Annotated in this window: 18 protein-coding genes; 6 read left to right on the forward strand and 12 right to left on the reverse strand. The window is 52.7% G+C overall.

Annotation, left to right across the window (positions count from 1 at the left end):
* Nucleotides 1-305: 305 nt before the first annotated feature.
* From KTH89_RS23710 to KTH89_RS23750, 9 genes are all read right to left on the reverse strand, one after another.
* Complete coding sequence (locus KTH89_RS23710; protein WP_158346655.1) at nucleotides 306-824, reverse strand: DUF4364 family protein; 519 nt, start codon at nucleotides 822-824, stop codon at nucleotides 306-308.
* 41 nt (nucleotides 825-865) lie between these two features.
* Complete coding sequence (locus tag KTH89_RS23715) at nucleotides 866-1801, reverse strand: TIGR01212 family radical SAM protein (protein ID WP_238723359.1); 936 nt, start codon at nucleotides 1799-1801, stop codon at nucleotides 866-868.
* Nucleotides 1798-2949, reverse strand: a complete 1152-nt coding sequence (locus KTH89_RS23720) for an NAD(P)-dependent malic enzyme (RefSeq protein ID WP_158346653.1) — start codon at nucleotides 2947-2949, stop codon at nucleotides 1798-1800. Before KTH89_RS23720 ends, KTH89_RS23715 begins: the two co-directional genes overlap by 4 nt.
* Nucleotides 2936-4270 carry a replication-associated recombination protein A gene (locus KTH89_RS23725; RefSeq protein ID WP_238723360.1) on the reverse strand — a complete coding sequence of 445 codons (1335 nt, stop codon included), beginning with the start codon at nucleotides 4268-4270 and terminating at the stop codon, nucleotides 2936-2938. Before KTH89_RS23725 ends, KTH89_RS23720 begins: the two co-directional genes overlap by 14 nt.
* 78 nt (nucleotides 4271-4348) lie before the next feature.
* The gene (locus KTH89_RS23730; protein ID WP_238723362.1) at nucleotides 4349-5065 is read right to left on the reverse strand and encodes a tRNA threonylcarbamoyladenosine dehydratase; all 717 of its coding nucleotides are present in this window, start codon (nucleotides 5063-5065) and stop codon (nucleotides 4349-4351) included.
* A gap of 15 nt (nucleotides 5066-5080) precedes the next feature.
* The gene (locus tag KTH89_RS23735; protein WP_408639975.1) at nucleotides 5081-5740 is read right to left on the reverse strand and encodes a polysaccharide deacetylase family protein; all 660 of its coding nucleotides are present in this window, start codon (nucleotides 5738-5740) and stop codon (nucleotides 5081-5083) included.
* Nucleotides 5741-5904: 164 nt separating this feature from the next.
* On the reverse strand, nucleotides 5905-8031 hold the full coding sequence (locus tag KTH89_RS23740; RefSeq protein ID WP_238723364.1) for an ASKHA domain-containing protein: 2127 nt from the start codon (nucleotides 8029-8031) through the stop codon (nucleotides 5905-5907).
* The gene (locus KTH89_RS23745) at nucleotides 7958-8566 is read right to left on the reverse strand and encodes a hypothetical protein (protein WP_238723365.1); all 609 of its coding nucleotides are present in this window, start codon (nucleotides 8564-8566) and stop codon (nucleotides 7958-7960) included. Before KTH89_RS23745 ends, KTH89_RS23740 begins: the two co-directional genes overlap by 74 nt.
* A gap of 112 nt (nucleotides 8567-8678) precedes the next feature.
* On the reverse strand, nucleotides 8679-9242 hold the full coding sequence (locus KTH89_RS23750; protein WP_158346647.1) for a TetR/AcrR family transcriptional regulator: 564 nt from the start codon (nucleotides 9240-9242) through the stop codon (nucleotides 8679-8681).
* 211 nt (nucleotides 9243-9453) lie between these two features.
* Between KTH89_RS23750 and KTH89_RS23755 the strand changes: the two genes are divergently transcribed.
* From KTH89_RS23755 to KTH89_RS23780, 6 genes are all read left to right on the forward strand, one after another.
* Nucleotides 9454-11508 carry an efflux RND transporter permease subunit gene (locus tag KTH89_RS23755; RefSeq protein ID WP_238723366.1) on the forward strand — a complete coding sequence of 685 codons (2055 nt, stop codon included), beginning with the start codon at nucleotides 9454-9456 and terminating at the stop codon, nucleotides 11506-11508.
* Between the two features lie 36 nt (nucleotides 11509-11544).
* Nucleotides 11545-13428, forward strand: coding sequence for a YhgE/Pip domain-containing protein (locus tag KTH89_RS23760; protein ID WP_158346643.1), 1884 nt, complete (start codon nucleotides 11545-11547; stop codon nucleotides 13426-13428).
* 106 nt (nucleotides 13429-13534) lie between these two features.
* Nucleotides 13535-14317, forward strand: a complete 783-nt coding sequence (locus tag KTH89_RS23765; protein ID WP_158346641.1) for an MBL fold metallo-hydrolase — start codon at nucleotides 13535-13537, stop codon at nucleotides 14315-14317.
* Between the two features lie 115 nt (nucleotides 14318-14432).
* A complete protein-coding gene (gene clpB, locus KTH89_RS23770; protein ID WP_158346639.1) occupies nucleotides 14433-17024 on the forward strand; it encodes an ATP-dependent chaperone ClpB in 2592 nt (863 codons plus the stop codon).
* 15 nt (nucleotides 17025-17039) lie between these two features.
* A complete protein-coding gene (locus tag KTH89_RS23775) occupies nucleotides 17040-17225 on the forward strand; it encodes a DUF4250 domain-containing protein (protein ID WP_158346637.1) in 186 nt (61 codons plus the stop codon).
* 161 nt (nucleotides 17226-17386) lie between these two features.
* On the forward strand, nucleotides 17387-17959 hold the full coding sequence (locus tag KTH89_RS23780) for a DUF6434 domain-containing protein (RefSeq protein ID WP_158347655.1): 573 nt from the start codon (nucleotides 17387-17389) through the stop codon (nucleotides 17957-17959).
* Here the strand turns inward: KTH89_RS23780 and KTH89_RS23785 are convergent, their stop codons facing one another.
* The 3 genes from KTH89_RS23785 to KTH89_RS23795 form a co-directional block, all read right to left on the reverse strand.
* Nucleotides 17960-18412, reverse strand: coding sequence for a hypothetical protein (locus KTH89_RS23785; RefSeq protein WP_158347653.1), 453 nt, complete (start codon nucleotides 18410-18412; stop codon nucleotides 17960-17962).
* Between the two features lie 99 nt (nucleotides 18413-18511).
* The gene (locus tag KTH89_RS23790) at nucleotides 18512-20155 is read right to left on the reverse strand and encodes an NAD(P)H-dependent oxidoreductase (protein WP_238723367.1); all 1644 of its coding nucleotides are present in this window, start codon (nucleotides 20153-20155) and stop codon (nucleotides 18512-18514) included.
* Nucleotides 20152-20700 (reverse strand): PadR family transcriptional regulator, encoded by a 549-nt coding sequence (locus KTH89_RS23795; protein WP_238723368.1) that lies wholly within the window; start codon nucleotides 20698-20700, stop codon nucleotides 20152-20154. Before KTH89_RS23795 ends, KTH89_RS23790 begins: the two co-directional genes overlap by 4 nt.
* Nucleotides 20701-21156 lie beyond the last annotated feature (456 nt).

The following is a 21156-nucleotide window of genomic DNA, read 5'->3' on the forward strand; positions in this document are numbered from 1 at the left end:
ACGTCCGACGGGCAAGAGCCTCTGAACCGGGAACACATCACGTGTTCCTGGTGAATAGGCTCGGTTCCTGAACCCGGCTTTTCGATTCCACTTAGCGGAGGCCAGCGCTAGCCCTCCGCGCTCCCAGGGAGACACAAAAGAACCCGGTCCCCGGGAGCAGGAAAGGATACCGCGGCTGTCTCCGTTTCTAAGCAGCAGGCATACTCAAGCCCCCAGGAAGAACCGCACTTCGCTCCGTTGCTTTTGCTCCTTGCTCCCCTATCCCGGCAGCCGCCCTTACGCCTTGCGTCTGCCCGCATCGTCCCTCACTCCCCGATCAGTTCAGAGATCAGATACGCATAGATATCCTGGCTCTTGGCTTTCCATTGATTGCACACAGCCTCCGCCTGCTCCTCCGTAGGAACTGCAAGACTTAACTCAATCAGGTGATGCGTCCGGTCCCGGATCATACAGTGAGCTTCAAAATCATGATGGGTCGTCTTATAATAATCCGCAATTACCGATACCTCATTGCGAAGCTCATATTTCTTCTCCTTTAGGAAGTCATCAATCTCTGAGCGGATGGTTTCCGATATCCGGTTTCCAAAAAATTCCAGAGTGTCCCGCCCCTCCTGGGTAATCTGATAAAAGGAACTGTTCCGCACGGACTCCGCCCCGATTAACTCCGACTCCAGCAGCTCATTGATGGCCTGCTGAAGCGTAAAATAAGTGGTGTAACCCTGATCCAGAATAAAATCGGACAGCTGCGCGTTTGTCAGCGGAAAATCCACCTTATCTAACATATAAAGAATGATCAGCTTATAAAGTGTAAATGATTCTGACATGTCATATTCTCCCCTTTCCCTTTTTGTCCGGGAACTTTTACTCAGATTCCGGCAAAATATTTTCCCTGAAAACTTTTGTTTTCCCTCATCCTCTTATGTATCGTGTTCAGCACCCTGGTTTTGGCAGCGCTCCATTGGGGAGCGATCAGAAGTTCTCTTGGGCCGTCGCCGGTCAGCCGGTGAACCACGATATCCGGCTTCAGATGTTCGATACACCGGATCACGATCCCCACATATTCCTCCATCTCAAGCGTCCGGAATCCTCCCTTCCGGTAATAAGCCGCCAGATCTGTCTGCTCCAGCACATGTAAGGACTGCAGCTTGATCCCCTGAATCCCCTTCTGATTCAGATATTCCACGGTCTCAAGCATCCTTTCCCCATCTTCCCCCGGAAGCCCCAGGATCACATGGGTGATTACTTCAACCCCGGCTTTTTGAAGCTTCTTTACCGCCTCGTCGAAACAGGACAGCGGATAACCTCTTCGGATAAACTCCGCGGTATCTTCATGGATGGTCTGAAGCCCCAGTTCTACCCAGACAGGCTTGACACGGTTTAACTCACACAACAGCTCTATCACGTCATCGCCCAGACAGTCCGGCCTGGTCGCGATCGACAGAACCTCCACATCTGGATAACGGATGGCTTCGGTGAATATCTCCTTTAGATATTCCACCGGGGCGTAAGTGTTGGTAAATGGCTGAAAATAAGCGATGTAGGTCATGCCCTCCGGTTTCTTTTGCAGAAGGCTGCGGGCATACTCCATCTGCTCCGGAATCGTCTGTTCCGGACGGCCGGCGAATTCTCCCGATCCGCCTCCGCTGCAAAAGATACAGCCCCCGCTCCCCACGGTCCCGTCCCGGTTCGGACAGGTCATGCCTCCGTTCAGGCACAGTTTATATACTTTATGGCCGAATTGTTGTTTTAAATAATAGTCCAGCGAATAATAGGGTTTGGATCCCCACATTCTTCCATTCATCGGATATGATCCTTCACCGCCCGGCTTACCACATCCGCCACTCTGGGATCAAAAGCCTCCGGCATGATATTTTCCTCCGACAGCTCCTCCTTAGGTACCAGCCCGGCTATGGCCGCTGCCGCCGCCAGCTTCATCTCTTCCGTGATTTGGGCTGCCCTGCCCTCCAGCGCCCCTTTGAAAATACCGGGAAACGCCACCACGTTATTCACCTGGTTCGGGAAATCGGAACGGCCCGTTCCCACCACCCGGGCCCCTGCGGCCCTGGCTTCGTCCGGCATGATCTCCGGAACCGGATTCGCCATGGCAAATAGAATGGAATCCCGGTTCATAGACGCCACCATCTCCTTTGTCACGATGCCGGGAGCGGAGACGCCCACGAAGATGTCCGCCCCCTTCATGGCGTCGGCCAGGTTCCCCTGCCTGTCATCCAGATTCGTAACCTCCGCCATCTGCTGCTGCATCCAGTTGAGTCCCTGCGTGGATTTTCCAATAATCCCACAGCGGTCACACATGGTGATCTGCGTAAAACCATAGGTTAACAGCAGCTTGGCAATGGCGATTCCCGCGGAACCCGCGCCGTTTACTACCACCCGGCACTCCTCTTTTTTCTTCCCGGTCACCTTTAACGCGTTGATCACGCCGGCCAGCACTACAATGGCGGTTCCGTGCTGGTCGTCATGAAATACCGGAATATCTAACAGCTCTTTTAGACGCTCCTCGATCTCAAAGCAGCGGGGAGCGGAGATATCCTCCAGATTGATACCGCCGAAAGCAGGCGCGATATTGACTACCGTGCGGATGATTTCTTCCGTATCCTGAGTGTCCAGACAGATCGGAACGGCATTCACGCCGCCGAACTCTTTAAACAATACCGCTTTTCCTTCCATGACCGGCATCGCGGCTCTGGCCCCGATGTTGCCCAGTCCCAGAACTGCGCTTCCGTCGGAAACGACGGCAATCGTATTGGCTTTTATCGTATAGCGGTAAGCGGCCTCCGGGTCTTTGGCGATCACCTTACATGGCTCGGCCACACCCGGGGTATAGGCAATCGCCAGATCCTCCCGGCTGGTAACCGGAGCCTTGGATCGGATCTCCAGCTTCCCGTTCCACGCTTCATGCATTTGTAACGCCTTCTCATTGGTTGTCATCTTCTGCTCCTCCTTTGATCCATTTCATATGAGCTTTTATTTGACGCTCGTATCCGTTATCCGAAGGCACATAAAAGGTTTCATTTATGATTTCCGACGGCAGATACTGCTGTTCTACATAGTGCTTCGGATATTCATGGGCATAGAGATAAGTAAGCCCTCTTCCCAATTTGCCGGACCCTTTATAATGGGCGTCCTGCAGATGGGGCGGCACCGTGGTGTGCACCTGCCGCACATTTTCCATGGCCTTGCTGATGGACATGACGGCGGTATTGCTCTTCGGCGCGGTGGCTACGTATTCGCAGGCCTGCGCCAGAATAATCTGGGCCTCCGGCATTCCGATCCGCTCCACGGCCAGGGAAGCCGTCACCGCCACCTGTAACGCCTGGGGATCTGCGTTGCCCACATCCTCGGCGGCGCAGATCATGATCCGTCTTGCGATAAATTTGATGTCTTCCCCTGCATACAGCATTTTCGCCAGATAATAGACCGCCGCGTCCGGGTCCGAGCCCCGCATGCTTTTGATAAACGCGGAGATCGTGTCATAGTGGTTGTCTCCGGTTTTATCATACCGGACGACCCGCTTCTGGATACATTCGCCGGCCACATCCAGCGTAATATGTATCTTACCGTCACTGCCGGGCTCCGTCGTCAGCACACCCAGCTCGATGGCGTTTAACGCGGCCCGCGCATCCCCGCCGGCGATATCGGCCAGAAACTCTTTGGCGTCATCCTCGATCACCGCGTGGTACGCGCCCATTCCCTTTTCCTGGTCATAGACCGCCCGGTCGATCAGTGTCATGATATCCTCTTTGGATAACGGCTTTAATTCAAAGATGATAGACCTGGAAATCAACGCGCTGTTTACCTCAAAATAAGGATTTTCCGTGGTGGCGCCGATCAGGATCAGCGTGCCGTCCTCCACGAACGGCAGCAGATAATCCTGCTGCCCTTTATTAAAACGGTGAATTTCGTCCACAAACAGGATCGTCTTCTTCCCGTACATGCCCAGCGTATCCTTGGCCTGGCGGACGACCTCTTCCATGTCCTTTTTCCCCGCCACCGTAGCGTTGATCTGGGTAAATTCCGCGCTGGTTGTATTGGCGATCACCTTGGCCAGCGTCGTTTTACCGGTTCCGGGCGGCCCATAGAAGATAACAGAGCCCAGCTTGTCCGCCTTGATCGCCCGGTACAGCAGCTTGTCCTTTCCTATGATGTGCTGCTGTCCGACCACTTCCTCCAGAACCGTGGGCCTTAAGCGGGAGGCCAGAGGCGACTCCGCCTTCATCTGATTTTCCCTCATATAATCAAACAGATCCATGATTTTTACCTCTCTTATCACTCTTCACAAAGATCCTACATTATTTTCCGGCGATCCGCAGATCCAATACCACTTTCCTTAAGATTCGCAGAGATCCAAAATCACTTCCCTGGCGATCAGAATCCCGGCCACCGGCGGCACAAAGGCCACGCTGCCGGGGATACTTCTCTTCTCACCTGCATCCTCATCCGTCTGCACAGCCTTTGTATCGACCGGCTGCTCATCCGAATACAGGACTTTCAGCTTTGGAATTCCTCTCTTTTTCAACTCCCGCCGCATCACCCGGCACAGCGGGCAGACCGCCGTCTCATAGATATCCGCGATCCGGAACCGGGACGGGTTAAGCTTATTCCCCGTGCCCATGCTGCTGATCAGCGGAATTCCCGTACGGTTACAGTGTTCTGCGATGGCAAGCTTGGCCGTTACCGTGTCCACCGCGTCCACCACATAGTCCAGATCCTCCGTAATCAGATCTCCGGCGTTTTCTTCCAGCACAAACGTATTCAGAGCCTGTACCTGCGCTCCTGGATGGATATCCAGTATCCTTTCTCTCATCACTTCCGTCTTCTGCCTGCCGATGGTGCTGTGCAGAGCCACCACCTGCCGGTTGATATTGGTCAGGGAGACGGTATCGTGGTCCACCAGGATCAGGGTTCCCACACCGCTCCTGGCCAGCGCCTCGATACAGTGCGATCCCACGCCGCCGACTCCGAATACCAGGACCTTGCTGTTCTTAAGTTTGTCTACGCCGACCTCTCCGAGAAGCATCCGCGTTCTGCTGAATTCATCTATCATACCTGTTCCTTTTCCTCATTCCAGTATCAATTCATCGACCGTTACGAACTCGTATCCCTCTTTTTGCAGGATATCCACGATCCTTAGAGCCGCCTGTACGGAGCTTTCGTAATAGTCATGCAATAAAATAATATCATTTTCTTTGACTTTCGTCACTACTTTATTTACCACGTTCGTAGAGTTTCCCGTGGTCCAGTCTAACGGGTCCACCGTCCACATAACCGGTATCATCTGGATTCCGCACTCCAGATCATCCTTCCATAATCCGAAGGGCGGACGGACATATTCCGTGGGCGAACCGGTAATCTCTTCCACCAGCTCGCTGGTTCTCTCGATTTCGTCGCTGGCCTCCTCCCGGGACAGCTTGGTAATCTCCACATGGTCAAACGTGTGGTTCCCGATCAGGTGGCCGTCATCCGACATTCTTTTAATAATCTCTTCGTTTCCCTCAACGTTTTTTCCAATTACAAAAAAAGTAGCCTGAACATTTCTCTCTTTCAACCCATCCAGCAGTTCAGGCGTAAACACCGGATGGGGACCGTCGTCAAACGTCAGCGCGATCTTCGGCTTCATGTCGGATGCCAGGATGGTCTGGCTGGTCTCCATAACGGTTCTCTCCTGCTCCGCCTTCTCAAGCACGTGCATCCGGATTCCCACCACCGTCACCAGGACCATTAGGTCTAAAAATACAAATATCTGCAGCCGCTGCTTCCACATCGAACGAATTCCTTTACGGATCTTATTCTTTATCAATATATGACCCCAGGAAAAAACATATGCCCCCGGCGTAACGGCCTGAAACGCAGCGGCCGGGCTCCCGGCCTGGTTCCCGGTCCCGTTTACTGATCCGATTCCCGGCTGTTTTTTCCCGGAAAATACATATAGGTTAAATAAAGCTGCCGGAACGTTTCACTGTCGGCCAATTGGACTTCCCTGGCCTGTTTTGCAATGTGGCTGGGGATGCTGCCTGCTTCCAGCATGTATTTGGTCACTCCGCTTAAGGAACTGTTCCCTACTGCTTTTGCCCTGGATACCAGCTGAGGTGGGATTAAGCCGATGGCCGCCGCCTTGCCAAGATCCAAGCGGTAGCCGAATCCTCCCGCTACATACATGGCGTCAATCTCTTCAACAGGGATTGTGCAAACGGCGGTCAGCGTCTCTAAGCCTGCGCGGATGGCTGCTTTTGCCATCTGGATTTCCCGGATGTCATTTTGAGTGATGACGAGGGAGGGGGGCTGCCCTTCCTGCTCCTCCTGCGTCAGGGGATAGCCGGTTTCAAAGTATTCCGGCGCCAACAGGCCGGTTTCGTCGATCAGCCCGGTCCTGTATAGTTCCGCGATCCCTTCGATCAGGCCGGTGCCGCAGATTCCTATGGGCGGCCGGTCTCCGATTGTCTTTATGATGGCTTTGCGGTCCGGGCCGATCGTTACCCGGCAGACAGCGCCAGGCACGCTGCCGGTGCCGCATGTGATATTTCCCCCTTCGAATGCCGGTCCGGCTGCCGTGGAGGTGACGAAAAGGCGCTCGCCGGTGCCGATGGCCATCTCCCCGTTTGTTCCCAAATCCAGGAACAGCACCGGTTTTTTTGCCTCGTGGATTCCGCAGGCATATAGGCCGGCGGTTATATCCGCTCCGACAAATGCGGATATGCCGGGCAGAAGTATGACCGGACAGTCCGCCGGCGGGAACTTCCCGTCCTGATTGGAGGATTCAGACGTAGTGCGGAACAGATCCCGGCACTTTATTACCTGCAGTTCATTATGATAGGGTCTAAAAGGCGACGTCCCCAGCGTGCGGCAGGGATATTCCATCAGCAGATGCAGCATAGTCGTATTCCCGGCTATCCCTATTTTGCTGATCCGGCCGGCCGTTACCCCTTGGTCTTCCATCAGTTTTTGTATTCCCTGTCTTAAATCTTCCCGGATGGATTCTGCCAGCGCTTTCCCCTGTCCCGATACGGATGCCTGGATTCGGGATACCACATCCGCGCCAAAACGCCTTTGATGGTTGATACTGCTATAGCTGCCCAATATCTCATGGCTGACCGCGCCCACCAGCTGGAGAACCAGCGTTGTTGTCCCGATATCGGCCGCTATCACGCAGGCTTCCCCGCTTGCCGCCCGGCCGCCCTGCTCTCTTCTCTCATATTCCTGAACGATATCAAAATCCTCTTCCTGCTTCCACTGCCCCCGCATCCGGCAATCCGTTCTCCGGCAGGCAGCGCAGTTCATGATACATTTATCTTTCATTCTGCAATTCACCGCCTCACAAGTATTACAGTCGTGTCTTATTCTCATCCGGCTTTGGTCAGGACTGACTTTCAGCAGATATCCCATGGTTTTGACCGGCTCGAACATATAGCCTTTTGTAAGCCGGATTTTTTCCGTCTCCCTACATCTGACCGCTTCCAATAACTCCTTCTGGAACTCGGCGGGCAGGCAGACCGGCGCCTCCAGCCGCTCCCCGATCCCGATGCCTTCTTCCCGGCAGTATTCCAGGATTTCGTCCTGCATCTGCTCATCCAGCCGGAACAGGTATTCGTCCGCCATGGCGTGGAGCAAAAGTCCCTTTACGCAGTCCCCCGATGCGAAAAGACGGTCAGCCTCCTCGCTGACGCGTTCTCCGGTACCGGCCAGCACATATATCACATCCGCGGCTGCCCCCAATGTCTGAACCGCCGCGGAGCCCTCCGGGATCTTCCCTCTGCGGTACACCGCCGTGGGTTCCGCCAGGCCGTAGAGTACCGGAAGAAGCTCTTCGAACTCCTTCTCCAGGTTCCGATAAACATCACTGCCTTTTTCGCACTCCATCCTGCGAAAAACCTGTTCTTTCCTTATCTCAGGATGAGAAACAGCGGGCGTATACAAACCCGCCCGCTGGTTATGATTCCTTTTATTCACGTTCTTCCTGACCCTCTTGATCCGAAGCCTGTCCCACCGTTTCCGATTCAGCTTCCTCCGCTTCATCCTTCTGCGTCTCCTCCGGCACCTCTGTGTCCTCTGCTTCATTGTCTGTAAGCCGCGCATTTCTGGCCGCCGCGTCCGCCGCTGTGGGCAGCGGGGAATGATCTTCCTCCTCTTCCTGCACAACCTCATCCACGATTCCCAAAAACTCCTTCCGGAATTTCTGCCTCGGTCTCATGCTAAAAGCATAGACAATCGCTCCCACCAGGCCGACCGTACTGTTCCCGTCCGGATTGCCCAGCATAAATACAAACAGTACCAGACCGCCGATTCCAATAATATCCGTTCCCAAGTATTTCATATATCCGGTTTTCCGTTCCGGAGTCAAATTTTCAAACTCCTTAAGCAGATACGGTTCCAAAACGTCCAGCAGCAAAACATAACATACCAGCCAAACGCCCATAATCACCTGAAACGCCGTCATATTAGTATTCTTTGAAAAAATGGAATACCCGAAATACGCCAGCACAACCGCTGTAAGTCCAATCAAGATTCCGGTTATCAGCCTTCGGACTTTCTTTATCTCCTGTTCACTCATACCTGTACATTTCTCCTTTTCCAGTCATTGTTTTATTATATCGCATTTTATGTTCTTCTTCAAGGGCCAATGCGGCCTGATTCTGCATGACCTTAGCATGGCTTTCCTTTGTCTAAAGTCCGGCCCCGTTAGACAGACGAACGACCATCTCCGCCATCTGCGGCAGCGGAATCCGCCGCTCTTCCTCCAGCCATTTCAGAATCAAGCTAAAACTCCCCGATGCGATGTAGGTATATACGTATTCCGCAACCGACGGGTCCATGGCCTTTTTTGTCTGGTAATCCTTTACAAACCCTTCCCGGATAATCATGGTGATTCTGCGCTGGAAGTCCGGATTTCCATTTCCTCCCAACAGAATCAGGCACAGCTTCTCATTCTGCTCGATGTATTCCAGGATCTTGGTCAGCATGACCAGCATATCGGAGGGGTTCTCCTGGTAGTCAAAGCTCTGCAGATACATATTGATATTGTCGATCACTTCCTGCTCCACCGTGGCCAGCAGGTCCATCGGGTCGGTGTAATAACTGTAAAAGGTGGCCCGGTTTATTTCTGCGGCCTGGCAGATTTCCGTGACCTTGATTTGGGATACGGGTTTGTCCTGCATCAGAGTAATCAGCGCCTCTTTTAAAAACAGTTTCGTATAGCGGACCCGTTTGTCTTGTTTTTTTATTTCCATTTTACCCTCCAGGCGTGCATCTTCCGGCACTGGCGCCTTCCTTCATTCCCCGTCAATTTTCCAGATTCTGTTTAGTAATATACATATTTCAAATCTTTGTTTGGCATGTTACAGTTCAGACTTTTCTGATTGTTGAATTAATATCACCATGTATATTATTATAGATATATGAAAGAAAGTCAACACGGCGTATGAAAACAGAGGTGGTTTTTTGGGAATTTTATCAAAACACTTATTAAAACATAAAAAAAGCGTGACCGTACTATTCCTTGCCGCCGCAGTTATATGTGGCCTGCTGTTCCCGCTGGTTCAGATTAATTACAATATGGCCGATTATCTCCCGGAAGACGCGCAGTCCACAAAAGCCCTTCAGATCATGGAAGAAGAATTCGGCGGCTCCGTCCCCAACATCCGCATTATGGTACCCGTGTCATCGGTCCCCCAGGCGCTGGCCTTTAAACAGCAGCTGAAGGCCATGGATGGGATCTCGGAGGTCCTCTGGCTGGACAGCGCCGTGGATCTGAAGCAGCCCCTTCAGATGCTGGATTCCGGGACGGTGGAAACCTATTATAAGGATGGGAAGGCGCTTTTTGACGCCACAGTCCGGCAGGGTGACGAGGCCGAAACCGTGGAAGCGCTATACCGCCTGGTGGGAGATGACGGCGCGCTTTCCGGCGAGGCGGTTTCCATCGCCTCCGCGCAGCAGATGGCCCAGACGGAGACTCTCCGGGCCATGCTGATCCTGGTTCCCCTCATCGTCCTTATCCTGCTTTTATTCACTTCCTCCTGGATGGAACCTCTCTTCTTTTTGCTGGCCATCGGTGTGGCGGTGCTGATCAATCTGGGAACGAATCTGTTCCTGGGAGAAATCTCATTCATTACCCAGGCGGTCAGTCCGATTCTGCAGCTGGCGGTCTCCCTGGATTATGCTATTTTTTTGCTGCACCAATTTTCCGAGTGCCGCCAGGATACCAAAGATCCGCAGGAAGCCATGCAGATGGCCATGAAAAAGGCCTTTCCGGCCATAGCCGCCTCCGCTGCGACTACCTTGTTCGGTTTCGTGGCATTGAGTTTTATGAATTTTCAGATCGGCCCGGACTTAAGTCTGAACCTGGTAAAAGGTATCCTGCTTAGTTTCTTGTCCGTTATGATCTTTCTGCCGGCCGTCACCTTGTGCTTTTACAAGTGGATTGATAAGACCAGGCACCGCCGGCTGCTGCCGGTCTTTCCGGGGATCGGAAAACTGGTGCTGCGTATGAGAATCCCGGTGCTGGCTCTGATGCTGCTGCTGATCGTTCCCGGTTATCTGGCTCAGTCACGCACCGCTTTTACCTATGGCATGGGCGATAATTCTCCGCAAAGCCGCCTGATGAAAGACGCGGACGCCATAAATGATACCTTTGGAAAATCCACCGCCATCGTCCTTCTGGTGCCTAAGGGAGACGTGGCCGCCGAAAAAGCGCTGGGCCTAACACTTAAAAAGCTGGATCATGTGACCGGCGTCGTCTCTTATACGACCATGGCCGACGCCGCGATCCCCCATGATTATCTGGATCCATCGGTCACCGACCAGTTTTATTCCGAACACTATGCCCGGATCATTTTATATACGGATACGGAAGAGGAGGGGACCGTGGCCTTTGATACGGTAGAGCAGGTCATGGCCGCTGCACATTCCCTATATCCGGAAGGAGTCTATTCCTGCGGACAGAGCGTCAACCTCTACGATATGAAAACAACCGTGACCGCCGACAACCGCACGGTGAATCTGATCGCCCTGATCTCCATTGCGCTGGTGCTTCTTTTAACCTTCCGGTCCCTGACGTTTCCGCTTCTGCTGCTTTTAACCATAGAAACGGCGATCTGGATCAATCTGGCGGTGCCCTATTTTCAGGATTCTACCCTGAATTATCTGGGATTTCTGGTGATCAACACCGTTCAGCTTGGGGCCACGGTGGACTATGCCATCCTCCTGTCGGACAGGTACAAAGAGAGCCGCAGGGGCCTGCCCGCGAAGGAAGCCCTCTGTAAGACCCTGACGGACAATTATTTATCCATATTGGTTTCCGCCTCTATCCTGTCATCCGCCGGTTTCTGCCTGTATCTGACGTCCTCGAACCAGATCATCTCCCAGCTCGGGCTTTTGCTGGGTCGCGGGACGATATTATCCATGCTGCTGGTCCTGTTCTTCCTGCCGGCGTTACTGCTGGCGTTTGATCCGTTGCTGCGGATTACCACGGTCCGTTCCCGGTTTTACAGGAAGTGACGCGGCCTGCGCAAATACGCCACTGGAGGTAAGTCTATGAAAAAACGAATTCTCTGTCTATTGCTGGCCGCCGTGCTGCCGCTCTCCTGCTTTCTGGCCCTGGCGCTTCCGGTACAGGCCAGCGAAAATACCGCTCCCGCTTCCGGGACAGACAGCGCTGTACGTCCCGCTCTGGACGATTTTACTAAGGACGAGGTCGTCTACAGTAAGCTCTCATCAGACGGAACCGTGCAGTCCGTCTACGTGGTGAATACGATCTACACCAAGGAGGAAGGCCTCGTCACGGATTATGGTGCTTACTCCTTAGTCTCGAACCTGACGGATGAATCCGGTATCCGTTCCGAAAACGGGGAAAATATACTGACCGTGCCCGGCGGTGCTTTCTATTACCAGGGAAACCTGGACACAAACCGGCTTCCCTGGACCTATACGATCAGTTACCGGCTGGATGGCGTAGCCGTCACCGCAGACCGGCTGGCCGGCGCTTCGGGGCGCCTCTCCTTACAGATTCATACGGCGCAGACTCCTGGTATAGATGCGTCCTTCTTTGAGAATTATATGATGCAGATTACGGTCACCCTGGACGGTCAATTGAGCCGGAATATAAGCGCCCCGGACGCTTCCATAGCAAATGCCGGCTCCAACAAACAGATCGTTTTTACCGCTCTTCCGGGAAAAGAAGGAGATTTTTCCCTGGAAGCCGACGTGAATGACTTTGCCATGGACGGTATTATGATCGCCGCCATCCCATTCTCCATGGCGATCGAACTGCCGGACACTTCGGAAATGACCGGAGACATGAGCGAGCTGTCCTCTGCCATCGGCCGCCTGAATCAGGGGGTGTCGGATCTGTCCGGAGGCATCCGCACTCTGCTGGACGGCACCCGGGATCTGGCATCCGGTTCGTCGAAATTCCAGGACGGCCTGCATAAGCTGGATCAAAATTCAGATACCCTGCAAGCCGCTTCCTCCTCCATTCTGGACGCTCTGGATACGATAACCTCCTCGCTGAAAGAGCAGACCGCAAGTCTGGATATGAGCAGTCTGAACCAGCTGCCCGGCGCGCTGCGGGAGATGTCCGCAGGTCTGAATCAGGCGGTGGGAGGCCTTACGCAGCTTCGGGATAATTATAAGCTGGCCTACGACGCCCTGGCGCCGGCCTTAGACGCCCTGGATGATAACCAGCTAAGTCCGCAAGAGCTGGCATTCCTGCAGGCCATGCTGGCCCCGGACCCCGACACCGGCAATCAGCTGCCGCCGGAGCTTGCCCCGCTGGCTCCGATTCTTCAAAAACTGGTCAACACCTATACATCGGCCATGACCGCCAAGGGAACTTTTGACGCCGTCAAAGAAGCGTTCAGCGCGGTCGATACGACTCTCTCTTCACTGATCACGCCCCTTGATGCGATCCGTTCTTCCTTAAGTACCATGGCCGACGGAATCGGACAGTCGCTGGAGGATAACGATGTCTCCTCCGCATTGTCCCAGTTGACCCAGGGGCTTACGGATCTGTCCTCCAATTATTCATCGTTCCATTCCGGTCTCACTTCCTATGTAAATGGCGTATCGGATCTCTCCGACGCATACGATATCCTGAACCAGGGTATCGGACAGCTGTCCGAGGGCACAACGGAACTGAACAAAGGCGGCAGCCAATTAAAATCCGGAACCAAAGAACTTCATATGAATACGAAGGACCTGCCCGACCGTCTGCAAAGCGAGATCGACAAGCTCATGGAGGAATACGACAAGTCCGGCTTCCATCCGGTATCCTTTGTCGACAGCCGCAACCGGCATATCGAACAGGTCCAGTTTATCATCTCCACGCCCCCGGTCAAAATTCCTGAGAAAAGCGCCCCGGAAACGGGGGATACCGCGCCGAAGACGATTTGGCAGAAGTTTCTGGATCTGTTCCGGTAGAAATGCAGGAAACCTTCCCTATCTTGACAAGAGAACACCGTCGGGATTACAGTGTTCTAAGAACGTCAGGCAACAGTGGTATGGGCATGGAAAGGAACGCTGTCTTATGAAGATAACCTGGTATGGTACGGCTTCCATTTTGCTGGAGGCCGAAGGAGAACGGATATTATTTGATCCTTTTGTTCAGCTGCCCGGTGGGGAACATATCTTCCCGCCGGATACGTTTATACAGGAAAAGCATATCTTGATCACCCATGGGCATGTGGACCACCTGCTCTCAGTCCCTGCGATTCAGAAGCGCTCCAAAGCGGCCGTCTATTGCACGAATCAGGCGGCGGTTACTTTGAAACGGTTCAGCGGCAGGCGCGGACAGGTTGTGCGGATTGCCCCGGGTGACCGGATTAACATCGGCGGTATTCAGATCACGGTATTGCCCGGAAAGCATATTAGATTTGACCGGCGGCTGGTTCTGGAGGTGCTGTTTCGTCCCCGGACCTATCTGCGGCTGCAAAACAGCCTGTATTTGGCAAAAATGAATCACCGGTTCCCGGAAAACGGCGAGACGGTAATGTATCAGATTGAGGCGGAAGGAAAAATGATATTATTAATGGGCAGTCTGGCTCTATGCGATGGTGTGGACTATCCGCGGGGCGCAGATCTTCTGGTGCTTCCGTTTCAGGGGAGCAGCCGTCTTGTGGAGGCCGCCCTGCCTGTGATCGAAACCCTCAGTCCAAAGAATGTGCTGCTGGATCATTTTGACGACGCGTTTCCTCCTATTTCCAGTTCCATAGATACCGGTGAATTTGTAAAACGGATGGCAAGGGAATGGCCGGATATTAAAGTCATGATCCCTGCCGCCGGTATACCCATAGAAATGACGGATGTATAAATTTTTGAAAAAACCCTTGCATTTTTCCACCGTTTCTGTTATATCTATTATAGAACAGACATTCAAAGAGTAAATTGACATTTTTCAGATATAATGACTATAAGGAGGAAATCATATGAACATTAGTAAATTTACGCAAAAATCGATTCAAGCCGTCAATGACTGTGAAAAGCTGGCCTATGAATATGGAAATCAGGAAATAGAACAGGAACATCTGCTGTACTCTCTGCTCACCCAGGAGGACAGTCTGATTCTGAAGCTGATCGAAAAAATGGAGATTCAGCCGCAATACTTCGTAAACCGGGTGGAGCAGGGCCTTCAGAAACGGGTCAAAGTATCCGGCGGGAATGTATACGTGGGGCAGAATCTGAATAAAGCGCTTCTGTCGGCCGAAGAAGAGGCGAAACAGATGGGCGATGAATATGTGTCCGTGGAGCACCTGTTCCTGGCTCTGATCCGTCAGCCCAATCAGGAAATCAAAGCTATTTTCAAAGAGTTCGGGATCACCAGGGACCGTTTTCTGCAGGCTCTGTCCACTGTCCGCGGAAATCAAAGAGTGACTACGGACAATCCGGAGGCCACCTATGACACGCTGAATAAATATGGATATGATCTGGTGGAACGGGCCAGGGATCAGCAGCTAGATCCTGTGATCGGCCGTGACGCGGAGATTCGGAACGTGGTCCGCATCCTCTCCCGTAAAACCAAGAATAACCCCGTGCTGATCGGTGAGCCCGGCGTCGGGAAAACCGCCGTCGTGGAAGGGCTGGCCCAGAGAATCGTAAGGGGCGATGTCCCCGAAGGATTAAAAGACAAAAAATTATTCGCCCTGGATATGGGCGCCCTGGTAGCCGGAGCCAAGTACCGCGGCGAGTTCGAGGAACGTCTGAAAGCCGTGCTGGAAGAAGTGAAAAAAAGCGAGGGGCAGATCATCCTGTTTATCGATGAGCTGCACACGATCGTGGGCGCCGGCAAGACCGAAGGCTCCATGGACGCCGGTAATATGTTAAAGCCCATGCTGGCCAGAGGCGAGCTGCACTGTATCGGCGCCACCACGTTAGACGAATACCGTAAATACATTGAAAAAGACGCCGCTCTGGAGCGGAGGTTCCAGCCGGTAACTGTGGATGAACCCACGGTGGAGGATACTATTTCCATTCTGCGTGGCTTAAAAGAACGCTACGAAGTATTCCACGGGGTAAAGATCTCGGATGCCGCCCTGGTATCGGCTGCCACCCTCTCCCACCGCTACATTTCCGACCGTTTCCTGCCGGATAAGGCCATCGATCTGGTGGACGAGGCCTGCGCCCTGATTAAAACCGAGCTGGACTCCATGCCTACGGAGCTGGATGAATTACAGCGTAAGGTCATGCAGCTGGAGATCGAGGAAGCTGCGCTTAAGAAGGAAACAGACCGGTTGAGCCAGGACCGGCTGGAGGCTCTGCAAAAAGAACTGGCGGATCTGCGGGAAGAATTCCAGGGTAAAAAAGCCCAGTGGGATAATGAGAAAAAATCCGTGGATAACCTGTCCAAATTAAGAGAGGAAATCGAGGAATTAAACAAACAGATTCAGCTGGCCCAGCGGAATTACGATCTGGAAAAGGCGGCTGAATTACAATACGGCAAACTGCCCCAGCTCAAACAACAGCTGGAGCTTGAGGAACAGCGGGTGAAAGAAAAAGACTTAACCCTGGTTCACGAAAGCGTGACGGATGAGGAAATCGCCAAAATCATCTCCCGCTGGACCGGAATCCCTGTGGCAAAGTTGACGGAAAGCGAGCGAAGCAAAACTCTGCATCTGGATGAAGAATTACACAAGCGGGTGATCGGCCAGGACGAGGGCGTGACGAAGGTAACCGAAGCCATTATCCGTTCCAAAGCCGGGATCAAAGATCCCACCAAGCCTATTGGCTCTTTCCTGTTCTTAGGGCCCACCGGCGTCGGTAAAACAGAGCTGGCAAAGGCTCTGGCGTCCAGTCTGTTCGATGACGAGCAAAACATGGTGCGGATCGACATGAGCGAATACATGGAGAAATATTCCGTCTCCCGTCTGATCGGAGCGCCTCCCGGATATGTCGGTTATGAGGAAGGCGGCCAGCTGACGGAAGCCGTGCGCCGCAAACCCTATTCGGTCGTCCTGTTCGATGAGATCGAGAAAGCCCACCCGGACGTGTTCAACGTTCTGCTGCAGGTGCTGGACGACGGCCGGATCACCGATTCCCAGGGACGTACGGTGGACTTTAAAAACACCATTCTGATCATGACATCCAATATCGGATCTTCCTATCTTCTGGAAGGGATCGACGAGGAAGGAAATATCCAGTCCGAAAACGAAGAGCTGGTCATGAATGACCTTCGCGCTCATTTCCGTCCTGAATTCCTGAACCGGCTGGATGAAATTATCATGTTCAAGCCATTGACGAAAGAAAACATCCGTAGTATCATCGATCTGCTGGTGGATGACTTAAACCGCCGCTTATCGGACCGCGAACTCACGATCTTCCTGACCGATTCGGCTAAGCTGTACGTCACGGATCACGGTTATGATCCGGTCTATGGAGCCCGGCCGTTGAAGCGGTTCGTGCAAAAGCACGTGGAAACCCTGGCCGCCAGGTTGATTCTATCCGATCAGGTGCGGGCCGGAGATACCATCGTGATCGACACCATGGGCGATGAGCTCACCGCCTACGCTTCACATTCAGAATAAGGAGATTTTATATTCATGCTGCCTGATACACTGCCCAAGGACCCCGTTATATTACTGAGCTTTATCAATACCCAGTTAAGAGATTTCTACCCGGACCTGTCCAGCATGTGCAAAGCACTGCAGATTAGCAAACCGGATTTGATCTACAAACTCTACGAAATCGACTATGAATATGATCCTGCTGTGAATCAGTTTCGGTGAATTTTTAGGGGCCCCGGGAGGCTGACGGCGGAGGGCGGAGGTAGGGAAGGAAGGCCAAACCTGCGGGGCCTTCCTTCCCTACCCCCGCCCTCCGCCGTCAGCCTCCCTGCTTTAATTCAGGCGGGGTTACTTGTTAATCAGAATTGGAAAGAGGATCATTTATGAGGGAAAGACCTGGTTTGGATCGAAATTTGGATAGTAGTACATTTTTGGATTTTTATTATTTGAAAGAAGAAATGGTTGAGTTTTGTAGAAAGTATGGGCTGCCTGTTTCGGGCGGGAAAATGGAGATTGCGGAGAGGATCGCTCATTTTCTTGATACAGGCGGTGTATTGCCTGTTTCGGGGAAAAAGAAGAGGGTAACTTCCTTATTGGAGATTACCGAAGATAGTAGGATTGAAGCGGATTTTGTTTGTTCTGAAAGGCATAGATTATTTTTTAAGGAGCATATCGGAAAAAGCTTTTCTTTCCATGTCGGTTTCCAAAAATGGTTAAAAAGCAATACGGGAAAAACTTATAAAGAAGCGATTGACGCTTATTATCAAATTCTTGAGGAGAAGAAGACGGGGGCGGCGAAAATTGATAGGCAGTTCGAGTATAATACCTATATTCGGGATTTTTTTGCTGACAACAAAGGAAGCTCTTTGGAACAGGCTATCCGCTGCTGGAAATATAAAAAACAATTGCCGGGTCATAATCGTTATGAAAGGGAGGACCTTGTGGCTTTAGAATAGTCATTTCAGGGAACCGCCGCCAAAGCTTACGATTTTTGAACTATCGTCTATCTTTAATTCGGCGCTGTATTTACAGGTGCTGTCTTCTCCGGATATGTCAAAATCATTTCTTCCTTTTGTTAGGCTGACTTTGTATTCATCGGAGGTTATGTCTTTTGCCTCCTCTTTTTCTAAGGTTACTATGTCTTTGTCTCCCTGTGTGATTTTCAGGGCGCCCTTATCCTTGGTATAGGAAATATGGAATAATCCGGTTGTATTTTCGCTTACTTCTACCGTTATCAATGTGCCCGTTGTCTCATGGATCTTGACTTCCCCTTCGGAGACAATGGTATCGTCTTTCTGATCTACCTGCATGGAATTAAAAATGGTGGTCTCTTCCCCTATCAACTTGCCGCAGCCTGCCAATAGGTTCAGCGTCAGTATACATGACAGGATTTTAATTACTTTTTTCATGATTTTTTTCTCCTTATAAGTTACCGTTTTTCGCTAATGTCTCTTTCATGTACGGCATCCGTCCCGGCACAGGGTATTTGCCTGTGCCGGAATTATATCTTAATTGTCTCTCTTTTCCCCGCTCTTAGCGCCGCGGGAGGCGTAATGGGCGGGATACCATTTTTGATACCAGGCGGTAAACATTCCCAGCAGCATCGGGAGCGCCGAGTTGACCGCCCCGGCCCAGGGGGCGAAGGGAGTCAGCAGCAGGAAGTAGGTCCACGCAGGGGTGACCAGATATAACGCGCCCCAGCAGGCCGTGAGGATGCGGTTTGTACGCAGGAACAGGGGATTTTCCCACTCCTGCTCCCCCCGGTAGCTGTTGATGGAATAGTAGGCGGACAGGGGCAGCCTGCAAAAGACTGTCCCCAGCCACATGAGGCCGAATAACAGATAAGAAAGCGGCAGCAGCAGCGTGATGGGGATGCCGTACAGGGCCGGCAGGCTGATGCCTGTCACTGCCAGCGCGGTGATGCCCTCGAATACGGTGGGCTTCCACTTCAACAGGGCCAGCGGCAGGGCTGCCACGGCCAAGATCCCTGCCACGCCGCCCCATACGGGATGGATGGCGAGCAGCACCCAAATCGTGATCCAGGGTGCCAGCATCAGAGACATATTTGTCTTTTTCGCAGGCAGGGACGGTTGCACCTGCGTACTGCCCACGCCGAAGATTTCGTCCCAGTGGAGCATCAGCTCAAAATCGCCCTGCACAGTGTATTGGTGTTCCATCATGGCCTTACGGCCGTTGATCTCCTCCGCGGCGATTTTTTGCCAAAGGGCGAGCGGTGTTACGATCCTGGTGGTATAGGGGAGAAAATTCTCAGTCAGCACCTGGTGTCCCTCTTTTTGCAGTAAGATCTGGTAGGTCTTATCGGCGTCGGTATAGTAAAATTCTACCACCCGGTCCTTGCCTCCCCAGGCTTCTTTCTTGTAAAGCGCCGCCATCTGGCGGGTAAAATTCAAAGAGACATCGGGTGTCACATCCCCTGTCTTGCCGGCGCTGCGCGCCGCCTGTATGCCCCAATCCGCGTCCGCCATCTCCTCAAACACGTCCCGCGGCACCAGCAGCTGCGACAGAAGTTCCCGCGTCCTTGCCGTGACCGCCCCTGCATGGAATTCCCGACCTGCCCGGCACACGATGTCCAGATATTCCCGGGTACGCTTTTGAAGCTCAGGAACACGGAACAATTCACCCTCGCCGCAGTAGAGCGCCGTGTAGCCTCCCTTGCCATAGATCCGGTCAAACTGGGCCTTCACGGCATCATAATTGCCCTGAGGCGTATAAAAACCGCAGGTAGAAATGACGGCATACCGCTTGCCGGAGATATCATACCGGCTGGGATGGCCGCCGCCATCCGCATTCCGGGTCATGAACGGCAGGTTCATAGGCAGCAAACGGTCCATCAGTGCCTTGAGCCTGGATGGCAGGCTGAAATAATAAAGTGGAAAGCTCCAGATGACAAGATCTGCCTCCAGAATCTTACCGATGAGCTCTTCCATGTCGTCCTGCTGGCAGCATTCCCCGGGTGTGGAGCTCCAACACCGGAAACATCCCCGACAATCCTTTATCTCCCTTTGATAGACCGGCACAATCTCCACCTGCGTCTGCTCCGCCTGGGCGATTCCCGCGCAGAACGCTTTCGTCAGCTGCAAAGTATTACTGCGCTCTCCCTTAGGACTGCCATTGAACACTAAAATCTTCATATGAGCACCTCTAATCTTGCAATGCAGCGCTTGGCCCAGCCAATGCAAAACTCCATAAAGCTGTTACCGAAATCAGCGGTCATCTCCCAATACAGGGCTTGGTATGAATCCACGGACTGCCCGTACTGCCGGATACTCTCCGGCGTTTGGGACAGCTCCTTAAGATAATCCTCACAGCCCGCTATAAATCCCTGCAGCATAGCTATGCTCTGAGCGGGCGGCACATTACCCGAAAAGAATATCTTCATCAAAAAAGAGCTTTTGAACTCCCGCGAAAAACCGCTGTCCTTCTCGCCCAGCCAGCGGAAAAATTCCTTCCGCCCCGCATCTGTGAGGCGGTAAACCCTCTTGTTGGGTTTTTCCTGCTGTTCAACGACAGTGCCTTCAATATATCCGCCATGTTCCAGTTTCTTCAGTTCCAGATAGATATGGCTGTTTTGCGCGTGCCAAAAGAAATCCAGTGAGGACCCAAACGCCTTTGTCAAATCGTACCCGCTCATTTCCCCATATGTAAGAAATCCCAAAATCCCGTGAGCCAGAGACATAATATGCTCCCCCTTGACTATAGTATAAAATTATACTACTCCAATTTTATACTATAGTCAAGGCTATCGTCAAGCAAGATAATAAGGTTCCTAGTTCTTTTGTCTCCGGGGGTACATAGAGCTATCGCTGGTATCCGTTAAGTGGAATCGAAAAAGCCGGGTTCAGGATGACCCGCGGACTTCACGTCCGGTGGGCATGAGCCTCTGAACCGGGAGCTGTCGCACCAACTTAGCGTTCTTCCTCGGGCTTCCTATGCCCGCTGCTTAGGGCTTGGAACCGTGGGCGGTATCCGGGGACGCTCCGGGCGGCCGGGTTCTTTTGTATCTCCCTGGGGGCGCATAGGGCGGCTGCGTATCCGCTTAGTGAAATCGGAAAGCCGGGTTCAGGATGCACGGCGGACTTCACGTCCGACGGGCAAGAGCCTCTGAACCGGGAACACATCATGTGTTCCTGGT

The sequence above is a fragment of the Diplocloster agilis genome, assembly GCF_019042275.1.
In the GTDB taxonomy this organism is placed as follows: Bacteria; Bacillota; Clostridia; order Lachnospirales; family Lachnospiraceae; genus Diplocloster; species Diplocloster agilis.

Coding starts and splice junctions, on each gene's coding strand:
- KTH89_RS23710 (WP_158346655.1), bottom strand. CDS start 824: ATGTCAGAATCATTTACACTTTATAAGCTGATCATTCTTTATATGTTA.
- KTH89_RS23715 (WP_238723359.1), bottom strand. CDS start 1,801: ATGAATGGAAGAATGTGGGGATCCAAACCCTATTATTCGCTGGACTAT.
- KTH89_RS23720 (WP_158346653.1), bottom strand. CDS start 2,949: ATGACAACCAATGAGAAGGCGTTACAAATGCATGAAGCGTGGAACGGG.
- KTH89_RS23725 (WP_238723360.1), bottom strand. CDS start 4,270: ATGGATCTGTTTGATTATATGAGGGAAAATCAGATGAAGGCGGAGTCG.
- KTH89_RS23730 (WP_238723362.1), bottom strand. CDS start 5,065: ATGATAGATGAATTCAGCAGAACGCGGATGCTTCTCGGAGAGGTCGGC.
- KTH89_RS23735 (WP_408639975.1), bottom strand. CDS start 5,740: ATGGTCCTGGTGACGGTGGTGGGAATCCGGATGCACGTGCTTGAGAAG.
- KTH89_RS23740 (WP_238723364.1), bottom strand. CDS start 8,031: ATGAAGCGGAGGAAGCTGAATCGGAAACGGTGGGACAGGCTTCGGATC.
- KTH89_RS23745 (WP_238723365.1), bottom strand. CDS start 8,566: ATGAGTGAACAGGAGATAAAGAAAGTCCGAAGGCTGATAACCGGAATC.
- KTH89_RS23750 (WP_158346647.1), bottom strand. CDS start 9,242: ATGGAAATAAAAAAACAAGACAAACGGGTCCGCTATACGAAACTGTTT.
- KTH89_RS23760 (WP_158346643.1), top strand. CDS start 11,545: ATGAAAAAACGAATTCTCTGTCTATTGCTGGCCGCCGTGCTGCCGCTC.
- KTH89_RS23765 (WP_158346641.1), top strand. CDS start 13,535: ATGAAGATAACCTGGTATGGTACGGCTTCCATTTTGCTGGAGGCCGAA.
- clpB (WP_158346639.1), top strand. CDS start 14,433: ATGAACATTAGTAAATTTACGCAAAAATCGATTCAAGCCGTCAATGAC.
- KTH89_RS23775 (WP_158346637.1), top strand. CDS start 17,040: ATGCTGCCTGATACACTGCCCAAGGACCCCGTTATATTACTGAGCTTT.
- KTH89_RS23780 (WP_158347655.1), top strand. CDS start 17,387: ATGAGGGAAAGACCTGGTTTGGATCGAAATTTGGATAGTAGTACATTT.
- KTH89_RS23785 (WP_158347653.1), bottom strand. CDS start 18,412: ATGAAAAAAGTAATTAAAATCCTGTCATGTATACTGACGCTGAACCTA.
- KTH89_RS23790 (WP_238723367.1), bottom strand. CDS start 20,155: ATGAAGATTTTAGTGTTCAATGGCAGTCCTAAGGGAGAGCGCAGTAAT.
- KTH89_RS23795 (WP_238723368.1), bottom strand. CDS start 20,700: ATGTCTCTGGCTCACGGGATTTTGGGATTTCTTACATATGGGGAAATG.